General features: G+C 73.9%; 16 protein-coding genes. 11 read left to right on the forward strand and 5 right to left on the reverse strand.

The annotated features are described in order from the left end of the window. The first annotated feature begins 8 nt into the window (after positions 1-8). The 3 genes from ACZ7N4_RS08530 to ACZ7N4_RS08540 all read left to right on the forward strand — a co-directional run bounded on the left by ACZ7N4_RS08530 (position 9) and on the right by ACZ7N4_RS08540 (position 5,487). Positions 9-1,778, forward strand: a complete 1,770-nt coding sequence (locus ACZ7N4_RS08530; protein WP_471355243.1) for a serine/threonine-protein kinase — start codon at positions 9-11, stop codon at positions 1,776-1,778. A gap of 116 nt (positions 1,779-1,894) precedes the next feature. After that, positions 1,895-3,631, forward strand: coding sequence for a serine/threonine-protein kinase (locus ACZ7N4_RS08535; RefSeq protein WP_471355245.1), 1,737 nt, complete (start codon positions 1,895-1,897; stop codon positions 3,629-3,631). A gap of 53 nt (positions 3,632-3,684) precedes the next feature. After that, entirely contained in the window at positions 3,685-5,487 is a 1,803-nt protein-coding gene (locus tag ACZ7N4_RS08540; RefSeq protein ID WP_471355247.1) for a serine/threonine-protein kinase, read from the forward strand. Here the strand turns inward: ACZ7N4_RS08540 and ACZ7N4_RS08545 are convergent. Next, a complete protein-coding gene (locus ACZ7N4_RS08545; RefSeq protein ID WP_471355249.1) occupies positions 5,474-6,385 on the reverse strand; it encodes an AraC family transcriptional regulator in 912 nt (303 codons plus the stop codon). The two genes, ACZ7N4_RS08540 and ACZ7N4_RS08545, sit on opposite strands and share 14 nt — an antisense overlap. Before the next feature lie 71 nt (positions 6,386-6,456). Here ACZ7N4_RS08545 and ACZ7N4_RS08550 point away from each other — a divergent pair, with 71 nt between their 5' ends. From ACZ7N4_RS08550 to ACZ7N4_RS08565, 4 genes are all read left to right on the forward strand, one after another. Next, positions 6,457-7,359, forward strand: a complete 903-nt coding sequence (locus ACZ7N4_RS08550; RefSeq protein WP_471355251.1) for an MBL fold metallo-hydrolase — start codon at positions 6,457-6,459, stop codon at positions 7,357-7,359. A 69-nt stretch (positions 7,360-7,428) separates the two neighbouring features. Beyond that, positions 7,429-8,385: a serine/threonine-protein kinase gene (locus tag ACZ7N4_RS08555; protein WP_471355253.1), complete on the forward strand. Its 957-nt coding sequence runs from the start codon at positions 7,429-7,431 to the stop codon at positions 8,383-8,385. Positions 8,386-8,534: 149 nt separating this feature from the next. Continuing rightward, positions 8,535-10,148, forward strand: coding sequence for a succinic semialdehyde dehydrogenase (locus tag ACZ7N4_RS08560; RefSeq protein WP_471355255.1), 1,614 nt, complete (start codon positions 8,535-8,537; stop codon positions 10,146-10,148). Positions 10,149-10,217: 69 nt separating this feature from the next. Next, positions 10,218-12,023 (forward strand): GMC oxidoreductase, encoded by a 1,806-nt coding sequence (locus ACZ7N4_RS08565; RefSeq protein WP_471355257.1) that lies wholly within the window; start codon positions 10,218-10,220, stop codon positions 12,021-12,023. A gap of 761 nt (positions 12,024-12,784) precedes the next feature. Here ACZ7N4_RS08565 and ACZ7N4_RS08570 read toward each other — a convergent pair. After that, positions 12,785-13,150 (reverse strand): chorismate mutase, encoded by a 366-nt coding sequence (locus tag ACZ7N4_RS08570; RefSeq protein ID WP_471355259.1) that lies wholly within the window; start codon positions 13,148-13,150, stop codon positions 12,785-12,787. Positions 13,151-13,427: 277 nt separating this feature from the next. Here ACZ7N4_RS08570 and guaA point away from each other — a divergent pair, with 277 nt between their 5' ends. Next, a complete protein-coding gene (gene guaA / locus ACZ7N4_RS08575; RefSeq protein ID WP_471355261.1) occupies positions 13,428-15,008 on the forward strand; it encodes a glutamine-hydrolyzing GMP synthase in 1,581 nt (526 codons plus the stop codon). Positions 15,009-15,027: 19 nt separating this feature from the next. On the opposite strand, the gene ACZ7N4_RS08580 is transcribed toward guaA, so the two are convergent. Further along, entirely contained in the window at positions 15,028-15,504 is a 477-nt protein-coding gene (locus ACZ7N4_RS08580; RefSeq protein ID WP_471355263.1) for a pyridoxamine 5'-phosphate oxidase family protein, read from the reverse strand. A gap of 139 nt (positions 15,505-15,643) precedes the next feature. On the opposite strand from ACZ7N4_RS08580, the gene ACZ7N4_RS08585 reads away from it, so the two are divergent. The 3 genes from ACZ7N4_RS08585 to ACZ7N4_RS08595 all read left to right on the forward strand — a co-directional run bounded on the left by ACZ7N4_RS08585 (position 15,644) and on the right by ACZ7N4_RS08595 (position 19,167). Next, complete coding sequence (locus tag ACZ7N4_RS08585; RefSeq protein ID WP_471355265.1) at positions 15,644-16,438, forward strand: class II aldolase/adducin family protein; 795 nt, start codon at positions 15,644-15,646, stop codon at positions 16,436-16,438. A gap of 374 nt (positions 16,439-16,812) precedes the next feature. After that, on the forward strand, positions 16,813-18,093 hold the full coding sequence (locus tag ACZ7N4_RS08590; protein ID WP_471355267.1) for a hypothetical protein: 1,281 nt from the start codon (positions 16,813-16,815) through the stop codon (positions 18,091-18,093). Between the two features lie 546 nt (positions 18,094-18,639). Next, positions 18,640-19,167: a DoxX family membrane protein gene (locus tag ACZ7N4_RS08595; RefSeq protein ID WP_471355269.1), complete on the forward strand. Its 528-nt coding sequence runs from the start codon at positions 18,640-18,642 to the stop codon at positions 19,165-19,167. Here the strand turns inward: ACZ7N4_RS08595 and ACZ7N4_RS08600 are convergent. Next, entirely contained in the window at positions 19,158-19,373 is a 216-nt protein-coding gene (locus tag ACZ7N4_RS08600; RefSeq protein ID WP_471355271.1) for a hypothetical protein, read from the reverse strand. The two genes, ACZ7N4_RS08595 and ACZ7N4_RS08600, sit on opposite strands and share 10 nt — an antisense overlap. After that, positions 19,360-20,802 (reverse strand): PspC domain-containing protein, encoded by a 1,443-nt coding sequence (locus ACZ7N4_RS08605; protein ID WP_471355273.1) that lies wholly within the window; start codon positions 20,800-20,802, stop codon positions 19,360-19,362. The genes ACZ7N4_RS08600 and ACZ7N4_RS08605 overlap by 14 nt, the downstream gene beginning before the upstream one ends. Positions 20,803-20,864: the final 62 nt, after the last annotated feature.

Genomic DNA, 20,864 nt, shown 5'->3' on the forward strand with positions numbered 1-20,864 from the left:
TGAATCAGATGCAGGGCCTGCTCATAGCGGGCCGCTACCGGCTCGCCGACTCCATCGGCAGCGGCGGCATGGGCCGGGTGTGGCGCGCCCACGACGAGGTGCTGCACCGAAAGGTCGCCATCAAGGAGTTGACCGCCGCGCTCTACGTCAACGACAGCGACCAGGCCGTCCTGCTCGCCCGCACCCGGGCCGAGGCGCGGGCGGCCGCGCGCATCAACCACTCCGCCGTCGTCACCGTGCACGACGTGCTGGACCACGACGGCCGCCCGTGGATCGTGATGGAGCTGGTCGAGGGCGCCTCGCTGGCCGACACGGTCAAGCAGCGGGGCCGCGTCGAGCCGCGGGAGGCCGCGCGGATCGGACTGTGGGTGCTGCGGGCGCTGCGCGCCGCGCACTCCGCCGGGGTGCTGCACCGGGACGTCAAGCCCGGCAACGTCCTGCTCGCCGACGACGGCCGGGTCCTGCTCACCGACTTCGGCATCGCCCAGATCGAGGGCGACACCACGATCACCCGCACCGGTGAGGTCGTCGGCTCGGTCGACTACCTCGCGCCCGAGCGGGTGCGCGGCCACGACCCCGGCCCGGCCTCCGACCTGTGGGCGCTCGGCGCCACGCTGTACACGGCGGTCGAAGGGCGTTCGCCGTTCCGGCGCACCTCCCCGCTGAGCACCATGCAGGCGGTCGTCGAGGAGGAGGCGGACGAGCCGCGCCACGCCGGTCCGCTCACCCCGGTCATCGCCGCGCTGCTGCACAAGGATCCGGCCCGGCGGCCGGGCGCGGAGGAGGCGGAGCAGATGCTCGCCGAGGCGGCGGAGGGCCGTCGGCCGCGCGCGGCGCAGGCGTTCGTCCCGACCCAGGGCTCGGGCGTCCCCACCGGCCCGGGCGGGGGATCCCCGGGCACGGGGTACGGCTCCGGTTCCGGTACGACGGGCGGAGGGTACGGCGCCTCCGCCTCCACCCCCGCATACGGCTCCGCCTCCACCTACGGCTCCGGATCCACCCCCTCCGGCTACGGCCCCACCCCCGCCCCCTACGGCTCCCCGACCGGTGCCGGTGCCGGCCATCCCGCGACCGGTCCCACGGCGGTGGCCCCGGCGGCCGGTGGTCCGGCGCCCGTCCGCCCCCGTCGCCGGCTGCGCACCCTCGTACTGGTCGTCGCCCTGGCGGCGGTGCTCGGCGGAGCCGGAGCGGTGGCGATCCGGCAGTGGGGCGGACAGGACACCGGCTCGGGAAGCGGTACGAGCCCGGCTCCGGCGCCCGCCGACACCGAGACGGCCGGCGCCCAGGGCGTGATCCCGGCGGGCTGGAGGACGTACAAGGACCCGCTCGGCTTCAGCCTCTCCCTGCCCCGGGGCTGGAAGCGCACGGTCTTCAGCGACAAGGACGCCCTCAAGCAGATCGACTACTCGCCCGACAACGGCAAGCATTTCGTCCGCATCGCCATCGACCGCTCGTCGGACTTCGTCGACGCCCTCTCCCACCAGGAGGACCTGGAGCAGCAGCTCCAGACCCACGGGTTGGTCGACTACCGGCGCGTCACGATGAAGGAGAACCTCTACCGGGACCGCAAGGGCTCGCGGTGGGAGTACACCTGGACCGCGCTGAAGAAGGACCCGCCCTACGTGCCCGGGCCGCGCCACGCGGCCGAGGAGACGTACTTCTCGCGCCAGGGCACCGAGTACGCCCTGTACATCTCCTCGCCGGCCGAGGACTGGGCGACGACCGGCAAGCAGTTCACCTGGGTGCTGCGCAGCTGGAAGCAGCCGGACGAGGGCTGAACCGGCGCGGACGGCGGGCGAGTCGGCCGACTCGGCCGAAAATGGCTGGCTGCGCGGTGTGTCTTGGCCGAGCGGTGCCCCGGAGGGCGGGCACCCGGTGCGGCATGATGGGGCGCATGGGGACCGAGGGAGCCGGCTTCCGGCTGATCGCGGGCCGTTACCGCCTGGAGGAACGCATCGGGCGCGGCGGCATGGGCGTCGTGTGGCGGGCGAGCGACCAGGTGCTGGGCCGTCAGGTGGCGGTCAAGGAACTCCTGCCGGACGACTCGCTCCCGGACGACGACGCGCGCCGCCGCCGCGACCGTACGTTCCGCGAGGCCCGCGCGGTCTGCCAGTTGCGGCATCCGCACATCATCGTCGTGCACGACGTGGTGGAGCAGGACGAACGGCCTTACCTCGTCATGGAGTTGATCGACGGCTGCTCGCTCGCCGAACGCATCGACCGGCAGGGCCCCGTCGACGCCGTCGAGGCCGCGCGGATCGGTGTCGCCCTGCTCAGCGCGGTGCGCACCGCGCACGAGGCGGGCGTGCTGCACCGGGACATCAAGCCCGCGAACGTGCTGATCGAGTCCGGTACCGACCGGGTCGTGCTCACCGACTTCGGCATCGCGCAGGTCGAGGGCGCCACCACGCTCACCGAGACCGGTTCCTTCGTCGGCTCGCCCGAGTACACCGCACCCGAGCGGATGTCCGGGCTGCGCACCGGGCCGGAGTCCGACCTGTGGTCGCTGGGCGCGCTGCTGTGCACGGTGCTCAGCGGTGAGTCGCCGTTCCGGCGCGACTCGCTCGGCGGCATCCTGCACGCCGTCGTCGCCGACGACATCCGCCCGCCGGCCGAGGCCGAGCCGCTGCTGCCCGTCGTACGGGGCCTGTTGGAGCGGGACCCGGACCGGCGGCTGGACGCGGCGGACGCCGAGCGGATGCTGCGGACGTACCTGGAGACCGGCAGGACGCCGGACGCGCCGGGCGGCGACGGCCCGGCCGCCGCACACGGCGGCGGGCTCATCCACCGCATCGGCGCCGTCCGCACCCCCAAGGCCCCGGCGCCGTACTCGCCGACCCAGCTGGACCTGCCGTACGGCGGACCGCCGCCCGCTCCCGTCCGGACGCCGGCGGGCCCGGCCCCGGCGCGGTCGTCGCCGCGCGGACTGCTCGTGGCGGCCCTGCTCGTCGCCGCGCTGGCCGGGGCCGGCGTCTCGGCCGCGGCGCTGCTGCTGCACCGGAACGGCGACGGCGGCGGCGGAACCCCGGGCGGTACGGCGACGGCCCCGGCCACCCGGACCGGTACGGGGGGTACGGCGCTGTCGCCCACCCCGACCGGCACCGGAAGGACGGCCCTGTCGCCCGCCCCGACCGGCACCCGGCCGTCGCCGACGCCCACCTCCGGTACGACCGGATCGCACACCGCGCCCTCCGGTTACCGCACGGCCCGGGACCCGGCCGGCTTCTCCCTCGCCGTACCGGAGGACTTCACCCGCAGCCCGCAGGGGCAGCGCGTCTTCTACCTCTCGCCGGGCGAGGCCTTCCGCCTGGGCGTCCGGATCGGCGCGCCCCAGCCGGGCGGTCCCGAGGGGGCGATGAGCCGCGCGGCCGCCGGCGGGCCCTCCACCAATCCGGGTTACCACGACGGCCGGGTCATCCGGACCACGCACGGCGGACACCCGGCCGCCCTCTGGGAGTTCACCTGGGACGGCTTCAGCGCGGCGGAGGGCCCCCGGCACACCTTCGACCTGTGCTGGGAGGAGAACGGGCTGCTGTACGACGTGTGGGTGTCGGCGCCGGTCGGGCAGGTGCGGGAGGCGCGGGAGTACTTCGACGTGGCCGTCGACACGTTCTCCGTCACGGGTGTGTGACCGGTTCGCCCACCCGGTGGCTGGGGGCGCGGGGGGCGCGGTAAAGATGACGTATGAGCAGTGACGGGGGAGCCGGCCGCAGGGCCGACGACACGACGAGTTTTGTTCTGCAACCGCCCAGACCGCGTTCGGATCCGCAGCCGCGGTCCGGGGCACAGTCACACTCCGGGTCGCAGTCGCAGTCGCAGTCGCACCCGGGACCGCACCCGCAGCCAGGGCCGCACCCGCAGCCGGGGCCGGTGCCGCAGCCAGGGCCGCACCCGCAGTCCGGACCGGTGCCGCAGCCGGAGCCGTACCCGCAGCCGGAGCCGTACCCGCAGCCGGGGCCGGTGCCGCAGCGGGTGCCCGCCGCCGGGACCCCCGCCGACCCGGGCGCCGGCCGGCTCGTCGCGGGCCGCTACCGGTTGCTCGGCAAGCTGGGCCACGGCGGCATGGGCACGGTGTGGCGCGCCAAGGACGAGGTGGTGGACCGCGAGGTCGCCGTCAAGGAACCTCGCGTACCGGACCACCTTCCCGAACGGGAACAGGCCAACGCCTTCGAGCGGATGCGCCGCGAGGCCCGGGCGGCGGCCCGGCTCGACCATCCCGCCGTGGTGAACGTGCACGATGTCGCGGTCGTCGACGGCCGGCCCTGGATCGTGATGGAGCTCGTGCACGGCCGCACCCTCGGCAGCGTGCTGCGCGACGGCACGCTGGGCGCCCGGGAGGCCGCCCGGATCGGCCTGGAGGTGCTCGGCGCGCTGGAGGCCGCGCACGCGGCGGGCGTCCTTCACCGTGACGTCAAGCCCGAGAACATCCTGCTCGGCCGGTACGACCGGGTGGTCCTCACCGACTTCGGCATCGCGCAGATCGAGGGCGACACGCGGCTGACGGACACCGGTGGCTTCGTCGGCTCACCGGAGTTCATCGCGCCGGAACGGGTGCTCGGGCAGCGGCCCGGCCCGGCGAGCGACCTGTGGTCCCTGGGTGTGGTGCTGTACACGGCCACGGAGGGCGTGTCGCCCTTCCGTCGCAGCAACACGCCGGCCACCCTCCAGTCCGTCCTCAACGCCGTCCCGGCCCCGCCCGCGTCCGCCTCCGGCCCGCTGGCCGAGGTCATCAACGGGCTGCTCCACAAGGACCCCGCGCACCGCCCGACGGCGGACCGGGTCCGCGCCCTGCTGACACAGGCCGCCAACCCTCCGGCGCCCACCGCCCCCACGGCGCCCCCGGTGCCCGCCGCGCCCGCCCCCCGCTCCCGCCGCCGGCGCCGGGCGGCCTGGCTCGCGGCCGGTGCCGTCGCGGTCGCGGCGGCCGTCACCGCCTACCTCGTCCTCGCCGACCCCTCCGCGGGCCCGCTGCCCGACGGCTGGCGGGAGCGGTCCGAGGCCGGGCTCGGCGCCACCCTCGCCGTCCCCGCCGGCTACCGGACCGGCCGGCCGGACAAGGACGACAGCGACCGGGACTGGGTGGTGTACCACGACTGGAGCGAGAGCGTCTGGATCCGGCTGCACCTGGACCGGAGGTCCGATGACTCCTCGGACCGGATCAAGTCCAGCGCCCGGGCCCAGATGTACGACGACAACGAGAAGTTCAAGAGCCAGGGCGACTACACCCTGCACATGGGGAAGGCCACGAAGACGGTCCCGGACACGAACGCCACCTACGACGGCCGTCAGGCCGCGGGGAACACCGTCACCTACCTGTCCGACTCCACGCACTCCATCCCGTGCGAGATGCGCATCTTCTACTACCGCACCCGGTCCGGCGACATGTACGAACTGGCCGTCGGCTACCCGGGCAAGGGCGACTTCACCGCCCACGGCCGTGAGGTGGCCAAGGCGGCGATCGCCCATCTGGAGATCACGAAGCCCTGAGCGCCCGGTAACGGCCCGGGGTGATCCCGAACTCCCGGCTGAACGCGTGCGAGAGGGCGTACGGGCTGCCGTACCCCGTCTCGCGGGCCACCACCGCGAGCGGCGCGTCCGTCTCGCGCAGCCGGGTCGCCGCGAGGGTCAGCCGCCACCAGGTCAGGTACGCCATCGGGGGCCGGCCGACCAGCGTGGTGAAGCGCCGGGCCAGGGTGGCCCGGGAGACGCCCGCCTCGGCGGCCAGGCGGCCGGCCGTCCAGGGGGCCGCCGGATCGGAGTGCAGGGCGCGCAGCGCGGCCGTGGTCACCGGGTCGTTCAGCACCGTCGGCCAGGCGCCCGTCCCGCCCTCGGCCATCCACGCCCGGACCAGGTAGACCAGCAGCAGGTCCAGCAGGCTCGGCAGGGCGAGGCAGCCGCCCGGGCGGCGTTCCGCCAGCTCCCGCGCCAACAGGTCGACGGCCCCGCGCAGTTCCGGGTGGCCGCCGACCCGGTGCGGCAGATGCACCACCTGCGGCAGCTCCGCCATCAGCGGGTGCGTACGGCTGCGGTCGAGCCGGTACTTGCCGCACAGCAACTCCACCTCGGGGCCGGGCCCCGTGCCTCGTACGCCCGTGTCCCGCACCTTCTCGAAGGGCACCGCCCGCCGCACCTCGGCCGGTTCCGCCGCCGCGTGCGCCAGCACGTGCCCGGCGCCGTGCGGAAGCAGCACCACGTCCCCCGGGCCGAGCGCCACCGGCGTGCCGTCCCCGTCCGGCACGAGCAGACAGGAGCCGCTCAGCACGACGTGGAAGCCCGCCCCCTCGTACGGCGCGAGCCGGGCGCACCACGTGCCGGCCACCCGCAGCCGGTCGGAGGAGGGGCTGCCCACCCGGACCGCGGCGATCGCGTCACTGACCACATCCATGAGACGTCAGCGTATTCGAATGCGCCGGTCAAGCATTGGGGCGCTCACCGCCGGCCCCTAGGGTCCGGGGTATGACGGACAGTGGTGTACAGAGGTTCCTGGTCGGTGACGTCGAGGTGCTCCGCATCGTCGAGTGGCAGGGGCCGTACGTGCCTGCCGCCGACCTGGTGCCGGAGTGCGGGCCGGAGGTGTGGGACGCCCATGCGGCGCAGCTCGTTCCCGAGCACCGGGAGGCGGACGGGGACCGGGCCGTGGTGGCGCTCCAGACCTGGGTGCTGCGGACCGGCGGACGGACCGTGCTCGTCGACACCGGCGTCGGCGACGGCCGCGAGCGCCCCGGGAATCCGCTCTTCCACCGGCGGCAGGGCGACTTCCTCGGCCGGCTGGAGCGGGCGGGCGTCCGGCCGGGGGACGTCGACATCGTGGTCAACACCCACCTGCACGCCGACCACGTCGGCTGGAACACCGTGGACGCCGGCGGCGAGTGGGTGCCCGCCTTCCCGCACGCCCGCTATCTCCTCCCGGCCGCCGACGACCACCACTTCGGCCCGGCGGGCGGTTACGCCGGCGGTACCCGACCGGTGGACCGGCTGGTCTACGAGGACAGCGTCGCGCCCGTGCACCGGGCCGGGCAGGCGGTGCTGTGGCAGGACACCCACCGGATCGACGGCCACCTCGTACTGGAGGCGGCCCCCGGACACACCCCGGGCTCCGCCGTGCTGCGCGTGGAGTCCGGCGGGGAACGGGCGGTGTTCGTCGGCGACCTGCTGCACAGCCCGGTGCAGATCCTGCGGCCCGAGTGCAGCAGCTGCTTCTGCATCGACCCGGCGCAGGCCGCCCGGACCCGGCGCCGGGTACTCGAACGGGCCGCGGACGAAAGGGCGTTGGTGGTGCCGGCCCACTTCGGCGGGGCCGGTGCGGTGGAGGTGCGCCGGGCGTCGCACGGTTTCGGCCTGCACCGGTGGGCCGGCTGACGGCCCGTCGCCGCTCCCGTCCACCCGCTCGCTTCGACAAGGGTGCGGTGCGCACGGTACTCATGGGACATGACCGAAGACGGCGAACACCCGCCCGACGCACGTCTGATCGGCGGTCGCTACCGGCTGGCCGGACGTCTCGGGTCCGGGCCGGCCGGGACCGTGTGGCGTGCCCGGGACGAGCAGGGGGAGGCGCTGGTCGCCGTCAAGGAGCCGCTGCTGCCCGGTGATCCGGCCGACGACGAGGAGAGCCGGCGTATCGCGCACCGGCTGCACCACGAGGCCCGGGCCGCCACCCGGGTGCGGCACCCCTCGGCGGTGACCGTGTACGACGTCGTCACCGAGGACGGGCTCCCCTGGATCGTCATGGAGCTGGTGTCCGGCGAGTCCCTGCGCGAGGTGCTGGAGCGCGGGCCGGTGCCGGCCGCCGAGGCCGCGCGCATCGGGCTCGCGGTGCTGGGCGCGCTGCGCGCCGCGCACGCCGTCGGGATCGTGCACCGGGACGTCAAGCCGGCCAACGTCCTGCTGGAGTCCGGCACCGGGCGGGTCGTCCTCACCGACTTCGGGATCGGCGACGGGCACGCGCAGGACGCGCCCGCCGGCTTCGTCGCGCCGGAGGTGGCGGCGGGGCCCGGCGCCGGCCCGGCCTGCGACCTGTGGTCCCTGGGCGCGCTGCTGCGTGCCGCCGTGGGGGACGCCGACCCCGGCGCGCCGGGTTGGCCGGGCCCGCTGCTCGACCGGCTCCAGGCCGAGGATCCGGCGGCGCGGCCGGACGCGGCGGAGGTCGAGGCCGTACTCCGCGCCCACCTGGGACTCACCGCCGTACCGGCACCGGCACCGGCGCACGAGCCCCACCCCCCGGCCGCCGGCCCTCTCCCCGAGCCCCCGCGCGAACCCGGCTCCCCGCGCGAGCCCGGCTCCCCGGCCGCCGATCCGCTCCCCGTCCCCCCGCCCCCGCCGGCACCCCGCCGCACCCCTCTCACCGCCCTCGGTCTCCTCCTCGCAAGGAAATCCGAGGCCGACTGATCGCCCGGCCGTGCCGGCCTCCCCCCGCTCCTCTCAACGCCCTGATCAGCGCATTCACTGCCAGTGATCACTGGCAGTGTGTGAGCGGTCCGTGAATCCCCCTTACCGACGGGTACACAAAGGCTCCGCCGCGGCATACCCTGCGCGTCATGACGGACACGCAGGCCCCGGACATCGCCGGTACCAACCCGCTCGCGCCCGCCCCCGAAGGCGCCCGCACCGCCGCCGACGTGGTCACCCCGGAGTTGGTGGCCCAGCTCACCAAGGGCATCGTCGGCTCCGGCCGCACCGCCAACCACACCCCGTTCACCGGTGAGAAGCTGGCCGACCTGCCCGAGTCCACCCCGGAGGACGTCGGCAAGGCCTTCGAGGCGGCCCGCGCCGCCCAGGCCGTGTGGGAGAGGACCCCGGTCCGGCAGCGGGCCGCCGTCCTGCTCCGCTTCCACGACCTGGTGCTCCAGCGGCAGGCCGAGGTCCTCGACCTGATCCAGCTGGAGACCGGCAAGGCCCGCCTGCACGCGCACGAGGAGGTGCAGGCCGTCGCCGTCGCGGCCCGCCACTACGGCCGCCGGGCCGCCGTCTATCTGAAGCCCAGGCGGCACACCGGCGCCATACCCACCCTCACGAAGGTCACCGAACTCCGCCACCCCCGCGGGGTCGTGGGCCAGATCGCCCCCTGGAACTACCCGCTGGAACTGTCCGTCGGCGACGCCCTGCCCGCCTTCGCCGCCGGCAACGCCGTCGTCATGAAGCCGGACACGGAGACCTGCCTCACCGCCCTGTGGGCCCGCGACCTGCTCATCGAGGCCGGACTGCCCGAGGGCGTCTTCCAGGTCGTGCTCGGCGAGGGCCCGGTCGTCGGCCCCGAGCTCGTCAGGCACGCCGACTACGTCTCCTTCACCGGCTCCACCCGCACCGGCCGCGAGGTCGCCGTCGGCGCCGCCTCCCGCCTGGTCGGCGTGTCCCTCGAACTCGGCGGCAAGAACGCCATGCTGGTCCTCGACGACGCCGACATCGAGAAGGCCGCCGCCGGTGCCGTACGCGCCTGCTTCTCCTCCGCCGGCCAGCTCTGCATCTCCATCGAGCGGCTCTACGTCCACGAGTCCGTCGCCGACGCCTTCCTGGAGCGCTTCGCCGCCCGCACCCGGGCCATGCGCCTCGGCAACTCCCTCGCCTACGGCGCCGACATGGGCTCGCTGGTCGGCGAACGCCAGCTGACGACCGTGCGGCGGCACGTCGAGGAGGCCGTCGCCAAGGGCGCGAAGGTGATCGCGGGCGGTGTCGCCCGGCCGGACATCGGCCCCTACTTCTTCGAGCCGACCATCCTGGACGGCGTCGAGTCCTCCATGTCCGTGTGCGAGGAGGAGACCTTCGGCCCCGTCGTCTCCGTCTACCGCTTCAAGAGCGACGACGAGGCGGTCGAGCGCGCCAACGCCACGCCGTACGGTCTGAGCTCCTCCGTCTGGACCACCAACGCCCGCCGCGGCCGGGACGTCGCCGCCCGCCTGCGCACCGGAACCGTCAACGTCAACGAGGGCTACGCGCCCGCCTACGGCAGCGTGCAGTCCCCGATGGGCGGCATGAAGGACTCCGGACTCGGCCGCCGGCACGGCGCCGAGGGCATCCTCAAGTACACCGAGGCCCAGACGGTGGCCCAGCAGCGGCTGCTGCCGATGGCGCCGTCACTGGGCATGACGGACGAGAAGTACGCCCAGTTCATGAGCACGAGTCTGCGGCTCATGAAGGCGTTCCGGTTCCGCTAGGCACCCCGGTTCCGCCAGGTATTCGCCGGAACCACGTTCGCAAACACCCGTTCTCGACGAGGAGAGCACGTGTCGCAGGAGAAGTCTGTCCAGACCCGGGACGAGGACGGGTACGACTACGACGTCATCGTGGTCGGATCGGGGTTCGGCGGTTCGGTGTCCGCGCTGCGCCTGACCGAGAAGGGGTACCGGGTCGGGGTGCTCGAAGCGGGCCGCCGCTTCACCCGCTCGTCGCTGCCCAGGAACTCCTGGGATCTGAGGAACTACCTCTGGGCCCCGAAACTCGGCATGTTCGGCCTCCAGCGCATCCACCTGCTGGGCAACGTCATGGTGCTGGCCGGCGCGGGCGTCGGCGGCGGCTCGCTCAACTACGCCAACACCCTCTACGTACCGCCGAAGCCTTTCTTCGAGGACCCCCAGTGGCGGCACATCACCGACTGGCAGGAGGAGTTGAAGCCGTACTACGACCAGGCCCAGCGCATGCTCGGCGTCCGGCTCAACCCCACCATGACCCCCTCCGACGTCCACCTGAAGGCGGCGGCCCAGCGGATGGGTGTGGGCGACACCTTCCACCTCGCACCGGTGGGCGTCTTCTTCGGCGACGGCAAGGACGCCGACGGGAAGACGAGGGCACGGCCCGGCGAGCAGGTGAACGACCCGTACTTCGGCGGGGCCGGCCCCGACCGCAAGGCCTGCACCGAGTGCGGCGAGTGCATGACCGGCTGCCGGCACGGCGCGAAGAACACCCTCAACGAGAACTACCTGTACCTCGCCGAGAAGGCGGGCGCGGTCGTCCACCCGATGACGACCGTCGTGTCCGTCACCGACGACTCGCGGGGCGGCTACGCGGTGGCGACCCTGCCGACGGACCGGAGGAAGAAGGGCGAGGGCCGGCTCTTCACCGCCCGCCGGGTGGTCCTGGCCGCCGGCACCTACGGCACCCAGACCCTGCTGCACCGGATGAAGGCCGGCGGCCAGCTGCCGTACCTGTCCGCCCGGCTCGGCGATCTGACCCGTACCAACTCCGAGGCGCTCGTCGGCGCGCAGACCGACGACCGCCGCTACCGCAGGGCGACCGGCGCGCCGCGGGCCGACTTCACGCGGGGCGTCGCCATCACGTCCTCGATCCACCCCGACGAGAACACCCACATCGAGCCGGTCCGCTACGGCAAGGGCTCCAACTCGATGGGCGGCCTGTCCATCCTCCAGGTGCCCTACGCCGAGGGTTCCTCCCGCGTCCTCGCCTGGCTGGCGAACGCGGCCCGGCACCCGATGCTGGTCGCCCGCTCGCTGTCCAACCGGCGCTGGTCGGAGCGGACCATCATCGGCCTGGTCATGCAGTCCCTGGACAACTCGCTGACCACCTATCTGAAGCCCGGCGGCGTCGGCAAGGGCCTGCTGACCGCGCGGCAGGGGCACGGCGCCCCCAACCCCAAGCAGATCAAGGCCGCCACCGAGGCCGCCTCCGCGCTCGCCGCCGAGATCAACGGCTTCGCGGGCAGCAACGTCGGCGAGCTGATGGGCACCCCGCTCACCGCGCACTTCCTCGGCGGCTGCCCCATCGGCGACTCCCCGGAGACGGGCGTGATCGACCCGTACCACCGGCTCCACGGCCACCCCGGCATCTCGGTCGTGGACGGCGCCGCGGTCTCGGCGAACCTGGGGGTGAACCCGTCGCTGACGATCACCGCGCAGGCCGAGCGGGCGATGTCGTTCTGGCCGAACAAGGGCGAGGAGGACCCGCGGCCGGCGCCGGGAGCGGCGTACGAGCGGCTGAAGCCGGTGGAGCCCCGGACCCCGGCGGTCCCGGCGGACGCGTTCGGCGCGCTGCGGCTGCCGTTCCTGGGGATGCCGGCGGTACCGCCGAAGAAGTGACCGCCGGACGATGCCGAGGGACCTGCATCCCCCTCCGAAGGCAGGTCCCTCACACCGTTTACCGATCCGGCAGGTTTGATCAGCGAACAGCGCGAAGGGTTGCTTCGGGCGCCCGGGATTCTGGTGTGAGGCGAGTCACACCGATGGTGGAGCGCGGGTCGCGGGCGAGACGGAGCCGCGGGCGTGACGGCATGCGGTGGCGCGGGCGGGCCGGTGGCGTCGGCTTGACGGGGTCGCGGGCACGGTGGGGGCGCGGGCATGGCGGGGTCGCGAGCATGGCGGGGTCGCGAGCATGGCGGTGTCGCGGGGTATGGCGGGGTCGCGGGTCGTAGCGCCGGCATGACGGCGTCGCGAGCACGGTGGTGGCGCCGGCATGACGAAGGGCCCCGCGGGGCGGAGAGGCCGCGGGGCCCTTCTCTGGGTCAGCACCGGCGTCAGGGCAGCGCCGGTGCCCGGGAGCGGCGCCGGGGGGTTGCGCCGCTTGTTCGTGTGCCCTGTGGCCTGTCTGCAGTTTTCCGCCGGCCGGCCCCGGGCGTCCCCGGAGCCGGCCGTTCTCTTGGGTGACCGGGCTGCTGTCCCCTGCCGTCCGGTCACTTCCTGGAGCGAGGTCCCACGGCGTACGGCACGACCCGTACGCCTCATCGCTCCAGCGAGCCACGCGTGGTTCTCTCGGGCCCGCCCCTGGCTGGCACGGACAACCCCCTCAACGAAGCGGTGCACGGGCCGGTCACGGCGCCGTACGGGTGAGAACGGGGTCGAACTCAGATACGGCCCCGGCTCAGCTCCAGCAGGGTCATGGCGAGGGCGGTGCCGGGCTTGCCGAGGGCGTCCCGGTAGCGGGCGAGGATCTCCATCTCACGGGAGAGATGCACCCGGCGGCCGCCGGAGGCGATCCGGGTCTGCTGGACGACCGCGGAGACGGCCATCCGCTCCTGGACGAGGCCGATGATCCGGTCGTCGAGCGCGTCGATGCGCTCACGGGCGCCGGCGATGACCGCTTCCGGGGCGATGGCCGCTTCCGGGCCGGTGCCGGGTGCGGTCTCCGGCGAGGTCTGCGGTGCGGTCTGGGTCTGCGGTGCGGTCCGGCGTGCGCCGTGCGGTGCGGTCTCCGGTGCGGTGGCGGTCATGTGGGGCTCCTCGGTGTGATGGGTGCCCCGGAACGGCACGGCCCGGAAAACGACAGGCGCCCCGGGCCTTGTCGGCCCGGGGCGCCTGGGAAGTCGCTTGGCGGTTCGCTCAAGCAGCACGACCATGGCAGCCGGCGGGCCGGGTGCCATAGGTAAAGACGAAGGTCGAGTGCTTGCGCATGCGGTCAGTATGCCACGGTGGCTTCCCTCGGAGGTGTCGCGTCCACCCCGTTAGAATCGAAGTACAGGCCCCCGCCCGACCACCAGAAGGCACCCCGTGTCATCAGCGACCCAGCCTGCCGCCAACTCCGACACCGTCCTGGTCGTCGACTTCGGCGCGCAGTACGCCCAGCTCATCGCCCGACGCGTCCGCGAGGCGCGGGTCTACAGCGAGATCGTGCCCAGCACCATGCCGGTCGCCGAGATGCTCGCCAAGAACCCCGCGGCGATCATCCTCTCCGGCGGCCCCTCCTCCGTGTACGAGGAGGGCGCCCCCACCCTCGACCGTCAGCTCTTCGAGGCCGGCGTCCCCGTCTTCGGCATGTGCTACGGCTTCCAGCTCATGGCGCAGAGCCTCGGCGGCACCGTCGACAACACCGGCGCCCGCGAGTACGGCCGCACGGACCTGCACGTCTCCAGGAACTCCTCCACCCTCTTCGAGGGCACCCCGGACGAGCAGCACGTGTGGATGTCGCACGGCGACGCCTGCTCCGCCGCCCCCGAGGGCTTCACGGTCACCGCGTCCACGGACGTCGTACCGGTCGCCGCGTTCGAGAACGACGACAAGAGGCTCTACGGCGTCCAGTACCACCCCGAGGTCATGCACTCCACGCACGGCCAGCAGGTGCTGGAGCACTTCCTCTACCGCGGTGCCGGCCTGAAGCCCGACTGGACCACCGGCAACGTGATCGAGGAGCAGGTCGAGGCCATCCGCGCGCTGGTCGGCGACAAGCGCGCGATCTGCGGCCTGTCCGGCGGCGTGGACTCCGCCGTCGCCGCCGCCCTCGTGCAGAAGGCCATCGGCTCCCAGCTGACCTGCGTCTACGTCGACCACGGCCTGATGCGCAAGGGCGAGACCGAGCAGGTCGAGAAGGACTTCGTCGCGGCCACCGGCGTCCAGCTGAAGGTCGTCGACGCCGAGGAGCGCTTCCTCGAGGCGCTGGCCGGGGTCACCGACCCCGAGGAGAAGCGCAAGATCATCGGCCGGGAGTTCATCCGCGTCTTCGAGCAGGCGCAGGCCGAGATCATCGCCGACGAGGGCCCGGCCGTGGAGTTCCTGGTCCAGGGCACCCTCTACCCCGACGTGGTCGAGTCCGGCGGCGGCACCGGCACCGCCAACATCAAGTCGCACCACAACGTCGGCGGCCTGCCCGAGGACCTCGAGTTCAAGCTGATCGAGCCGCTGCGCAAGCTGTTCAAGGACGAGGTCCGGATGGTCGGCCGGGAGCTGGGCCTGCCCGAGGAGATCGTCCAGCGCCAGCCCTTCCCCGGCCCCGGCCTGGGCATCCGCATCGTCGGCGAGGTCACCAAGGAGCGGCTGGACCTGCTCCGCGAGGCCGACGCCATCGCCCGCGAGGAGCTGAGCGCGGCCGGCCTGGACCGCGACATCTGGCAGTGCCCGGTGGTCCTGCTCGCCGACGTCCGCAGCGTGGGCGTCCAGGGCGACGGCCGCACCTACGGCCACCCGATCGTCCTGCGCCCGGTCTCCTCCGAGGACGCCATGACGGCCGACTGGTCGCGTCTGCCGTACGACGTCCTCGCCCGCATCTCCACGCGGATCACCAACGAGGTCCGCGACGTCAACAGGGTCGTGCTCGACGTGACGAGCAAGCCCCCGGGCACGATCGAGTGGGAGTAGTCCTCCCCGGGACCGCCGCTCAGGTCCGCCGGAGAGCACGCACCGGCTCTCCGGGCCTCCAGACCTGGGTGACCAGATACGTCTCGTCCTCGACGTAGGTCCGTACGACCTCCGTCAACTCGGTGCGGAAGAGGTGGAACGGCTGCGGCGGTTCCACCTCTTTCACGTACGCGGCCTTGGCCGTACCGTCCTCGACCTCGTACGCACGCCCGCCGATCCGGACGTCGCCGCCGCCCATGTCCGTCCCCGCGCCCGGGTTGGCCTGGAGGGTGAACCGCGGGTCGCGGCGCAGGTCGAGGGCCTTCCGGGAGCCCGGCATCATGCCGAGCCACAGCTCCCCGCCCAGGAAGCGGACCTCGATCCCGCTGGTGCGGGGCGAGCCGTCCTTGCGGAGGGTCGCGAGGACGTGGTGCCGGAAGGCGCCGAACCGCTCTTCCACGGTCTTCGCCGACTCGGGTGCGGCGATCGCGAAGGCCGCCCAGTTCACAAGGGTCATACGGACCACCCTGCCGCGGAATCCCGACATCTTCTGTCGGGTATGCGCAGCGCACGGCATCTTTACAGCACAGCCCTGCCCTTTTGCGTCTCCCGACGGTACCTTCCGGCCGTACCGCAATCCCCGAACGGGAGGATCCATGCACGGGCCCACGCCGTCCCTGCCGCTGCCCACCGACCGGCTGCAGTTCGCCATGCCGCCGATGCACGAGTCGGTGGAGGACGAACGCCGGCACCGCAAGGAGCGGCTCGCGGGCGCCCTGCGGATCTTCGGGCGGGCGGGCTTCGAGGACGGGGTGTCGGGACACATCACGGCCCGCGACCCCGAGTTCACCGACTGCTTCTGGGTCAACCCGTTCGGCATGCCGTTCAAGCACGTCACCGTCGGCGACCTCGTCCTCGTCAACCAGGACGGGCAGGTCGTCGAGGGCCGCTACCACGTCAACCAGGCCGCGTTCACGGTGCACGCCCAGGTGCACGCCGCCCGGCCCGACGTCGTCGCCGTCGCCCACTGCCACTCCGTGCACGGCCGCGCCCTCGCCGCCCTCGGCGACCTCATCGACCCCCTCACCCAGGAGAGCTGCGCCTTCTACGAGGACCTCGCCCTCTACGACGCCTACACCGGCGTGACCGTGGACGCCGAGGAGGGCCGCCGGATCGCCGCCGCGCTGGGCTCCCGCAAGGCGCTCGTGCTGCGCAACCACGGACTGCTCACCGTCGGCGACTCGGTGGACGCGGCGGCCTGGTGGTTCCTCTCCCTGGACCGGTCCTGCCAGGTGCAGCTGCTGGCGAAGGCCGCGGGCCGCCCGGTGCTCATCGACCACAAGCTCGCCGTCGCCACCCGCGAACAGCTCGGCGGAGACCTGGTCGCCTGGATCAACTACCAGCCCCTGTGGCAGGACATCAGCCGCAGCGAACCGGACCTCCTCGGCTGACGTGCCGGACCTCCTCGGCTGACGTGCCGGAGCGGTGCGGCGCTATGCGGTGCGGCGCGGTGAGGCGTGGGGCAGCGCGGTGAGGCGTGGGGCAGCGCGCCGTGGTGCCGTGTTTCGCGGTGCGGTGCGGGTGCGGTGCGGCGCGGTTCGGCGTGTTGTCGTTGCGGCGCGGTCCGGACCGGTCCGGCGCCGGGTCAACACGGCGGTCCCCGCTTCACCCCCGGTGACCCCGTCCGGCCGCCCCGGGAGGCCCGGCGTAGGGCACAATTCGCTCGCAGCACAGGCGCGTTGCCCGGCCGTCCCGCGCACCGCGGTGCCGACGGCCGGATCGGCAGGTCGTGGGGAACAGGTCCTGGGGAAGGCGGGCGTCGGGCGTGGCGGTGCAGGAGGCGAGAGGGGACACGGGTGCCGAGGGCGTCCACGAGGGCGGCTGCACCTGCGGGGACTGCCCGCACGGCGCCCGGGAGGGACACCGGCGGGCCGTCGCCGCGTTCCTGCGCCGGCGTGACGAGTTCGCCGCCGGACGGGGACTGCCGACGGCCGTGGCGCACTCCGCCTCGGCGTCCCGCCAGTGGGTCTCCGAGGAACTGACCCAGCGGGCCGAAGCCGTCGCCGAGCAGGGCCGGGCCGAGGGCGCGGCCCGGCTCGCCCGGCTCTGGCTGCGGACGGTGTGCGCCGTATGGGGCACGGTCATCGCGCTGCTGCTCGCCGAGGCCCTCACCGCGATCGGCGCGGGCTGGACCGGCGCCCGCACCGCGGCCCTCCTCGCCGCGCTCGCCGTCGCCGGTGCCCTCACCACCGCCTGTTTCCTCCACCGGGCACGCGGCGGAGCGCTCGCACCGGTCATCGGCGAGGACAACCGCATGTCCACCTCCCGTGCCGTCGCCGCCTGCTGGGTCCTGTTCGTCGGTTACGCCGTCCTGCTGCTGGCCGCCCGCCTCGCCGCCGCCTCCGGCCACGCCGAGCGCGACGCGCTGATCTCCGGTCTCGATCTCGCGCGCGGCGCGGGCGTGGTCACCGTGCTCGCCGTGGTCTGCGGCATCGCCGTCCTGGTCCGCCGGGTGGTGGGCCTGCGCATCACCGCCCAGCGGCTGCAGAAGGTCCCGGCCCACCGCCCGCGCGCCGCCGACCTGCTCACCGACGACTCCGGCCGGGGTGCCTTCGCCGACATCCAGTACGTCGCCATCAGCGCCGTCGCCCTGCTGTTCGCCGCCGTACGGCTGGCCCGCCGCCCCGACCAACTGCCCGACCTGCCCTGGGGTCTGGCCGTCGTCGTGCTGATCTCGGCCGCGACCTACCTGGCCGGCAAGTACGCCGAGGGCGGCCGGCCGGCGATCCACTCGGTGGTCCGCGCCCGCGAACCCGGTGACCTCGACGGCCCGGTCCGCACCGGTGACGACATCGAGATCCGCGGCAGCGGCTTCGTCCCGCCCGGCGCCCAGACCGCCGACCGGCTCTCCCGCACGGTCGTCCGCATCGGCGCGGTCGACGTCCACGTCCCCCTGGTCCCCGTCACCGGCGGCTTCCGCAACCCCACGGACAACGCCCTCACCGTCCCCGTGCCGGCCGAGGTCGAACCGGGCGCGGTGGAGGTCCAGGTGGTGACCGCGGCCGGCGTGGCGACCAACCGGTACACCGTCCAGGTGACCGAGTGAGGAGGCCGGGAGGCCGCGGGCCGGGGGCGGGGGCCGGGTGAGGTGACCTTGGGCCCCGGTGGGGCGACCTTGGGCCGGGCGAGGTGACCTTGGGCCCGGGTGGGGCGACCTTGGGCCCGGGTGGGGCGATTCGGAAGCGGGGAGCGGCCGGGAGACGGCGGAGCGACCAGGAAGACGGCCCCTTCCGCACCGCCGCTGAACCGACCACCGCGGGCGGAGCCGTCGCACACCCCGGAGGCCGGTCCTCGCCGCGGTCCTGATCCCGGCCGGCGGCGCTGTTACCCGTCGTGGCCCTGAACTTCGCCGTCGGCCCAGGCCCCTCCGGCAGGGCCGAGTCCCTCCGGTAGAGCCAGCCCCCTCCCACGCGAGGACAGTCCTCTCCCGCACGACCGGTCCTCGCCCGCTCGTCCCCACCCCCGTCTGCACGGCCGCCGCTCGCGCCGGGCGCCGGAATCCGGAAAATCGTCCGGAGAGGATTGAACCTGTCCCCTTCGTCATACGTATGGTCAGTGAAGGGGGTACGGCGGGCGAGAGGCGGCTGCAGCGATGACTTACGGCATGCGCACGGAGACACACACCACCGGGCTGAGCAGCCCCCGCACCTGGCGTGACACCGCCTCCCACTACGCCCTGCTGCCGCTGCGCCTCTTCCTGGGCGTCACCTTCGTCTACGCCGGCCTGGACAAGCTCACCGACAGCGCGTTCATGCAGTCCGGCGGCGCCGGCTCGATCGGCGAGACCATGCGCGCGGCCCGTGACTCCGCGGCCATCCCGGCCCTGGTCGACCTGGCGCTGAAGAGTCCGGTCGGCTTCGGCTACGGCATCGCCCTCGGTGAACTGGCCGTCGGCCTCGGCACCCTGCTCGGGCTGTTCGGCCGGCTGGCCGCCCTCGGCGGCGCGTTGATCTCGCTCAGCCTCTGGCTGACGGTGAGCTGGGCGACCACCCCCTACTACTACGGCAACGACCTCGCCTACCTGATGGCCTGGCTCCCCCTGGTCCTCGCCGGCGCCCCCTACCTCTCCGTGGACGCGGCCTGGCGGACCCGGCGGCGACGGACCGGCGGCTACCGCTGACCCTCCTCCGCACCACCCCGTCTGCGTATCCCCCGGGCCAGCGCGGCCGTCGCCCCGGCCAGACAGAGCCCACCCACGACCAGCGGAACGGCCACGAACCACGGGGTGTCCCACAGACCACCCGCGTCCCCCGCGTAGACCGCGCCGGTGGCGGTGAGGAAGAGTCCGGCGACCAGCTTCCCCGGCTGGAACTCATGACGCAGCACGGCTGACCTCCACCTGTCCCACTCCGACGCCGAGCGTGAGATCGAGCGTGCCGCCCTTCGCGGCGCCCTCGGCCGGCGCCAGCGTCACCTCCCGGTGCCTGCCCGGCTGCACATCCACGTCCTTTCCGCTGTCCCCGGGCAACCGGATGTCGCCCACCCCCACATCGATGCTCATCCGCACCCGCGTGTCCGCCGGCACGACCACCTTCAGCTGTCCCGCGCCCACCCGGGCGTCCGTCGAGACCGTCTGTCCCCTCGCCGGGTGCACCCGGGTCAGATCGAGGGTGCCCCGCCCGGTGCCGAGGTCGTACGCGGACCGCACCCCGGCCGCCGCGGCCGGCTTCCAGGACGTCTCCCGCCAGTCGGCGGTGATGTCCCGCGGCAGGGCCGCCGCCCCGGCCAGGAGGGCCGCCGTGAGCAGAGCGAGGAACACCGTCCCGGCCCCCGTCCGTCCCAGGACCGCGCTGAGCGTGATGCCCAGACCGAACACGGCCAGCGCGCACGCCAGACCGGTCTGCAGGCTGGTGCCCAACGGCTGTGTGTGCCAGTTGATCCCGGCGCCCAACCCGCCCGCCAGCAGGGCTGTGAGGAACACCCAGCCGCCGATCCAGCGTGGGCCGCGCGGTCTCGGAGGCGCGGAGTGCGGCGGCTGTGCCACCCCGTGGGGCGCCCACGGGGTGGCGATGCCGACGTCCAGGGCCGACGTGAGGCCCCGGTCTCGGGCGTCGCCCGGCCCCCACAGATAGCCGGTGCCACCGACATGGGTGCCGTCCTTGACGATCGGGTCCCGCCACCACGAGGGATAGGTGGTGACCACCGGCGGCGCCTGGGCCTCCGGCGGGGCGTCGGCGGCGGCCTGCGCGGCCAGCGGATCCGGGTCGGGGGCGCCACGGCGCCGAGACCAGTACCCCGCGCCCGCGAGCAGCAGCGAGAGCACCGTGGCGAACGCCAGCACCCCGCCGTTCTTCAGCATCGTCAGGAAGATCCCGCAGCCGACCAGCGCGAACAGCACGGCGGCCAGCGCCTGGCCGTCGACCCGGCCGGTGAAGAGCTTGCGCAGCTCGTTCTCCTCCTCGTCCTCGTACGGCACCAGGAGCCAGGCGAAGCCGTAGAAGATGAGGCCGAGACCGCCGGTCGCGGACAGCACGGCCAGCGTGACCCGGAAGATCACCGGGTCCATGTCGGTCTGCCGGCCCAGTCCCGCGCACACGCCCGCGATCATCTTGTGCCCGCGGTCGCGCCGGAACCGGTCGGAAACCCCGGCGCCGTCCCGCTGCCCGGGCTCGTCGGCGGGGGAGTGCGTGCCGCTGCCGGCCGCTCCCGTCTCCTCCGTCGCGGCGGGCGCGGCATCCGTCGGCCCGGTGCCCGGGGCCGGGCGCGGGCCGGTGCCGGGTCCCGGACCCGTCGCGGCGTGCTCGTGATCCGTCATGCGTCCATGGTGACGGCCCGGCCGCCGCCGCGGCAGTCGGGACGACCCTGGGCCAACCCTGA

The organism is Streptomyces sp. NPDC107654 (assembly GCF_055639035.1).

Coding starts and splice junctions, on each gene's coding strand:
- ACZ7N4_RS08605 (WP_471355273.1), bottom strand. CDS start 20,802: ATGACGGATCACGAGCACGCCGCGACGGGTCCGGGACCCGGCACCGGC.
- ACZ7N4_RS08560 (WP_471355255.1), top strand. CDS start 8,535: ATGACGGACACGCAGGCCCCGGACATCGCCGGTACCAACCCGCTCGCG.
- ACZ7N4_RS08580 (WP_471355263.1), bottom strand. CDS start 15,504: ATGACCCTTGTGAACTGGGCGGCCTTCGCGATCGCCGCACCCGAGTCG.
- ACZ7N4_RS08545 (WP_471355249.1), bottom strand. CDS start 6,385: ATGGATGTGGTCAGTGACGCGATCGCCGCGGTCCGGGTGGGCAGCCCC.
- ACZ7N4_RS08540 (WP_471355247.1), top strand. CDS start 3,685: ATGAGCAGTGACGGGGGAGCCGGCCGCAGGGCCGACGACACGACGAGT.
- ACZ7N4_RS08530 (WP_471355243.1), top strand. CDS start 9: ATGCAGGGCCTGCTCATAGCGGGCCGCTACCGGCTCGCCGACTCCATC.
- ACZ7N4_RS08570 (WP_471355259.1), bottom strand. CDS start 13,150: ATGACCGCCACCGCACCGGAGACCGCACCGCACGGCGCACGCCGGACC.
- ACZ7N4_RS08535 (WP_471355245.1), top strand. CDS start 1,895: ATGGGGACCGAGGGAGCCGGCTTCCGGCTGATCGCGGGCCGTTACCGC.
- ACZ7N4_RS08550 (WP_471355251.1), top strand. CDS start 6,457: ATGACGGACAGTGGTGTACAGAGGTTCCTGGTCGGTGACGTCGAGGTG.
- ACZ7N4_RS08585 (WP_471355265.1), top strand. CDS start 15,644: ATGCACGGGCCCACGCCGTCCCTGCCGCTGCCCACCGACCGGCTGCAG.
- ACZ7N4_RS08595 (WP_471355269.1), top strand. CDS start 18,640: ATGACTTACGGCATGCGCACGGAGACACACACCACCGGGCTGAGCAGC.
- ACZ7N4_RS08555 (WP_471355253.1), top strand. CDS start 7,429: ATGACCGAAGACGGCGAACACCCGCCCGACGCACGTCTGATCGGCGGT.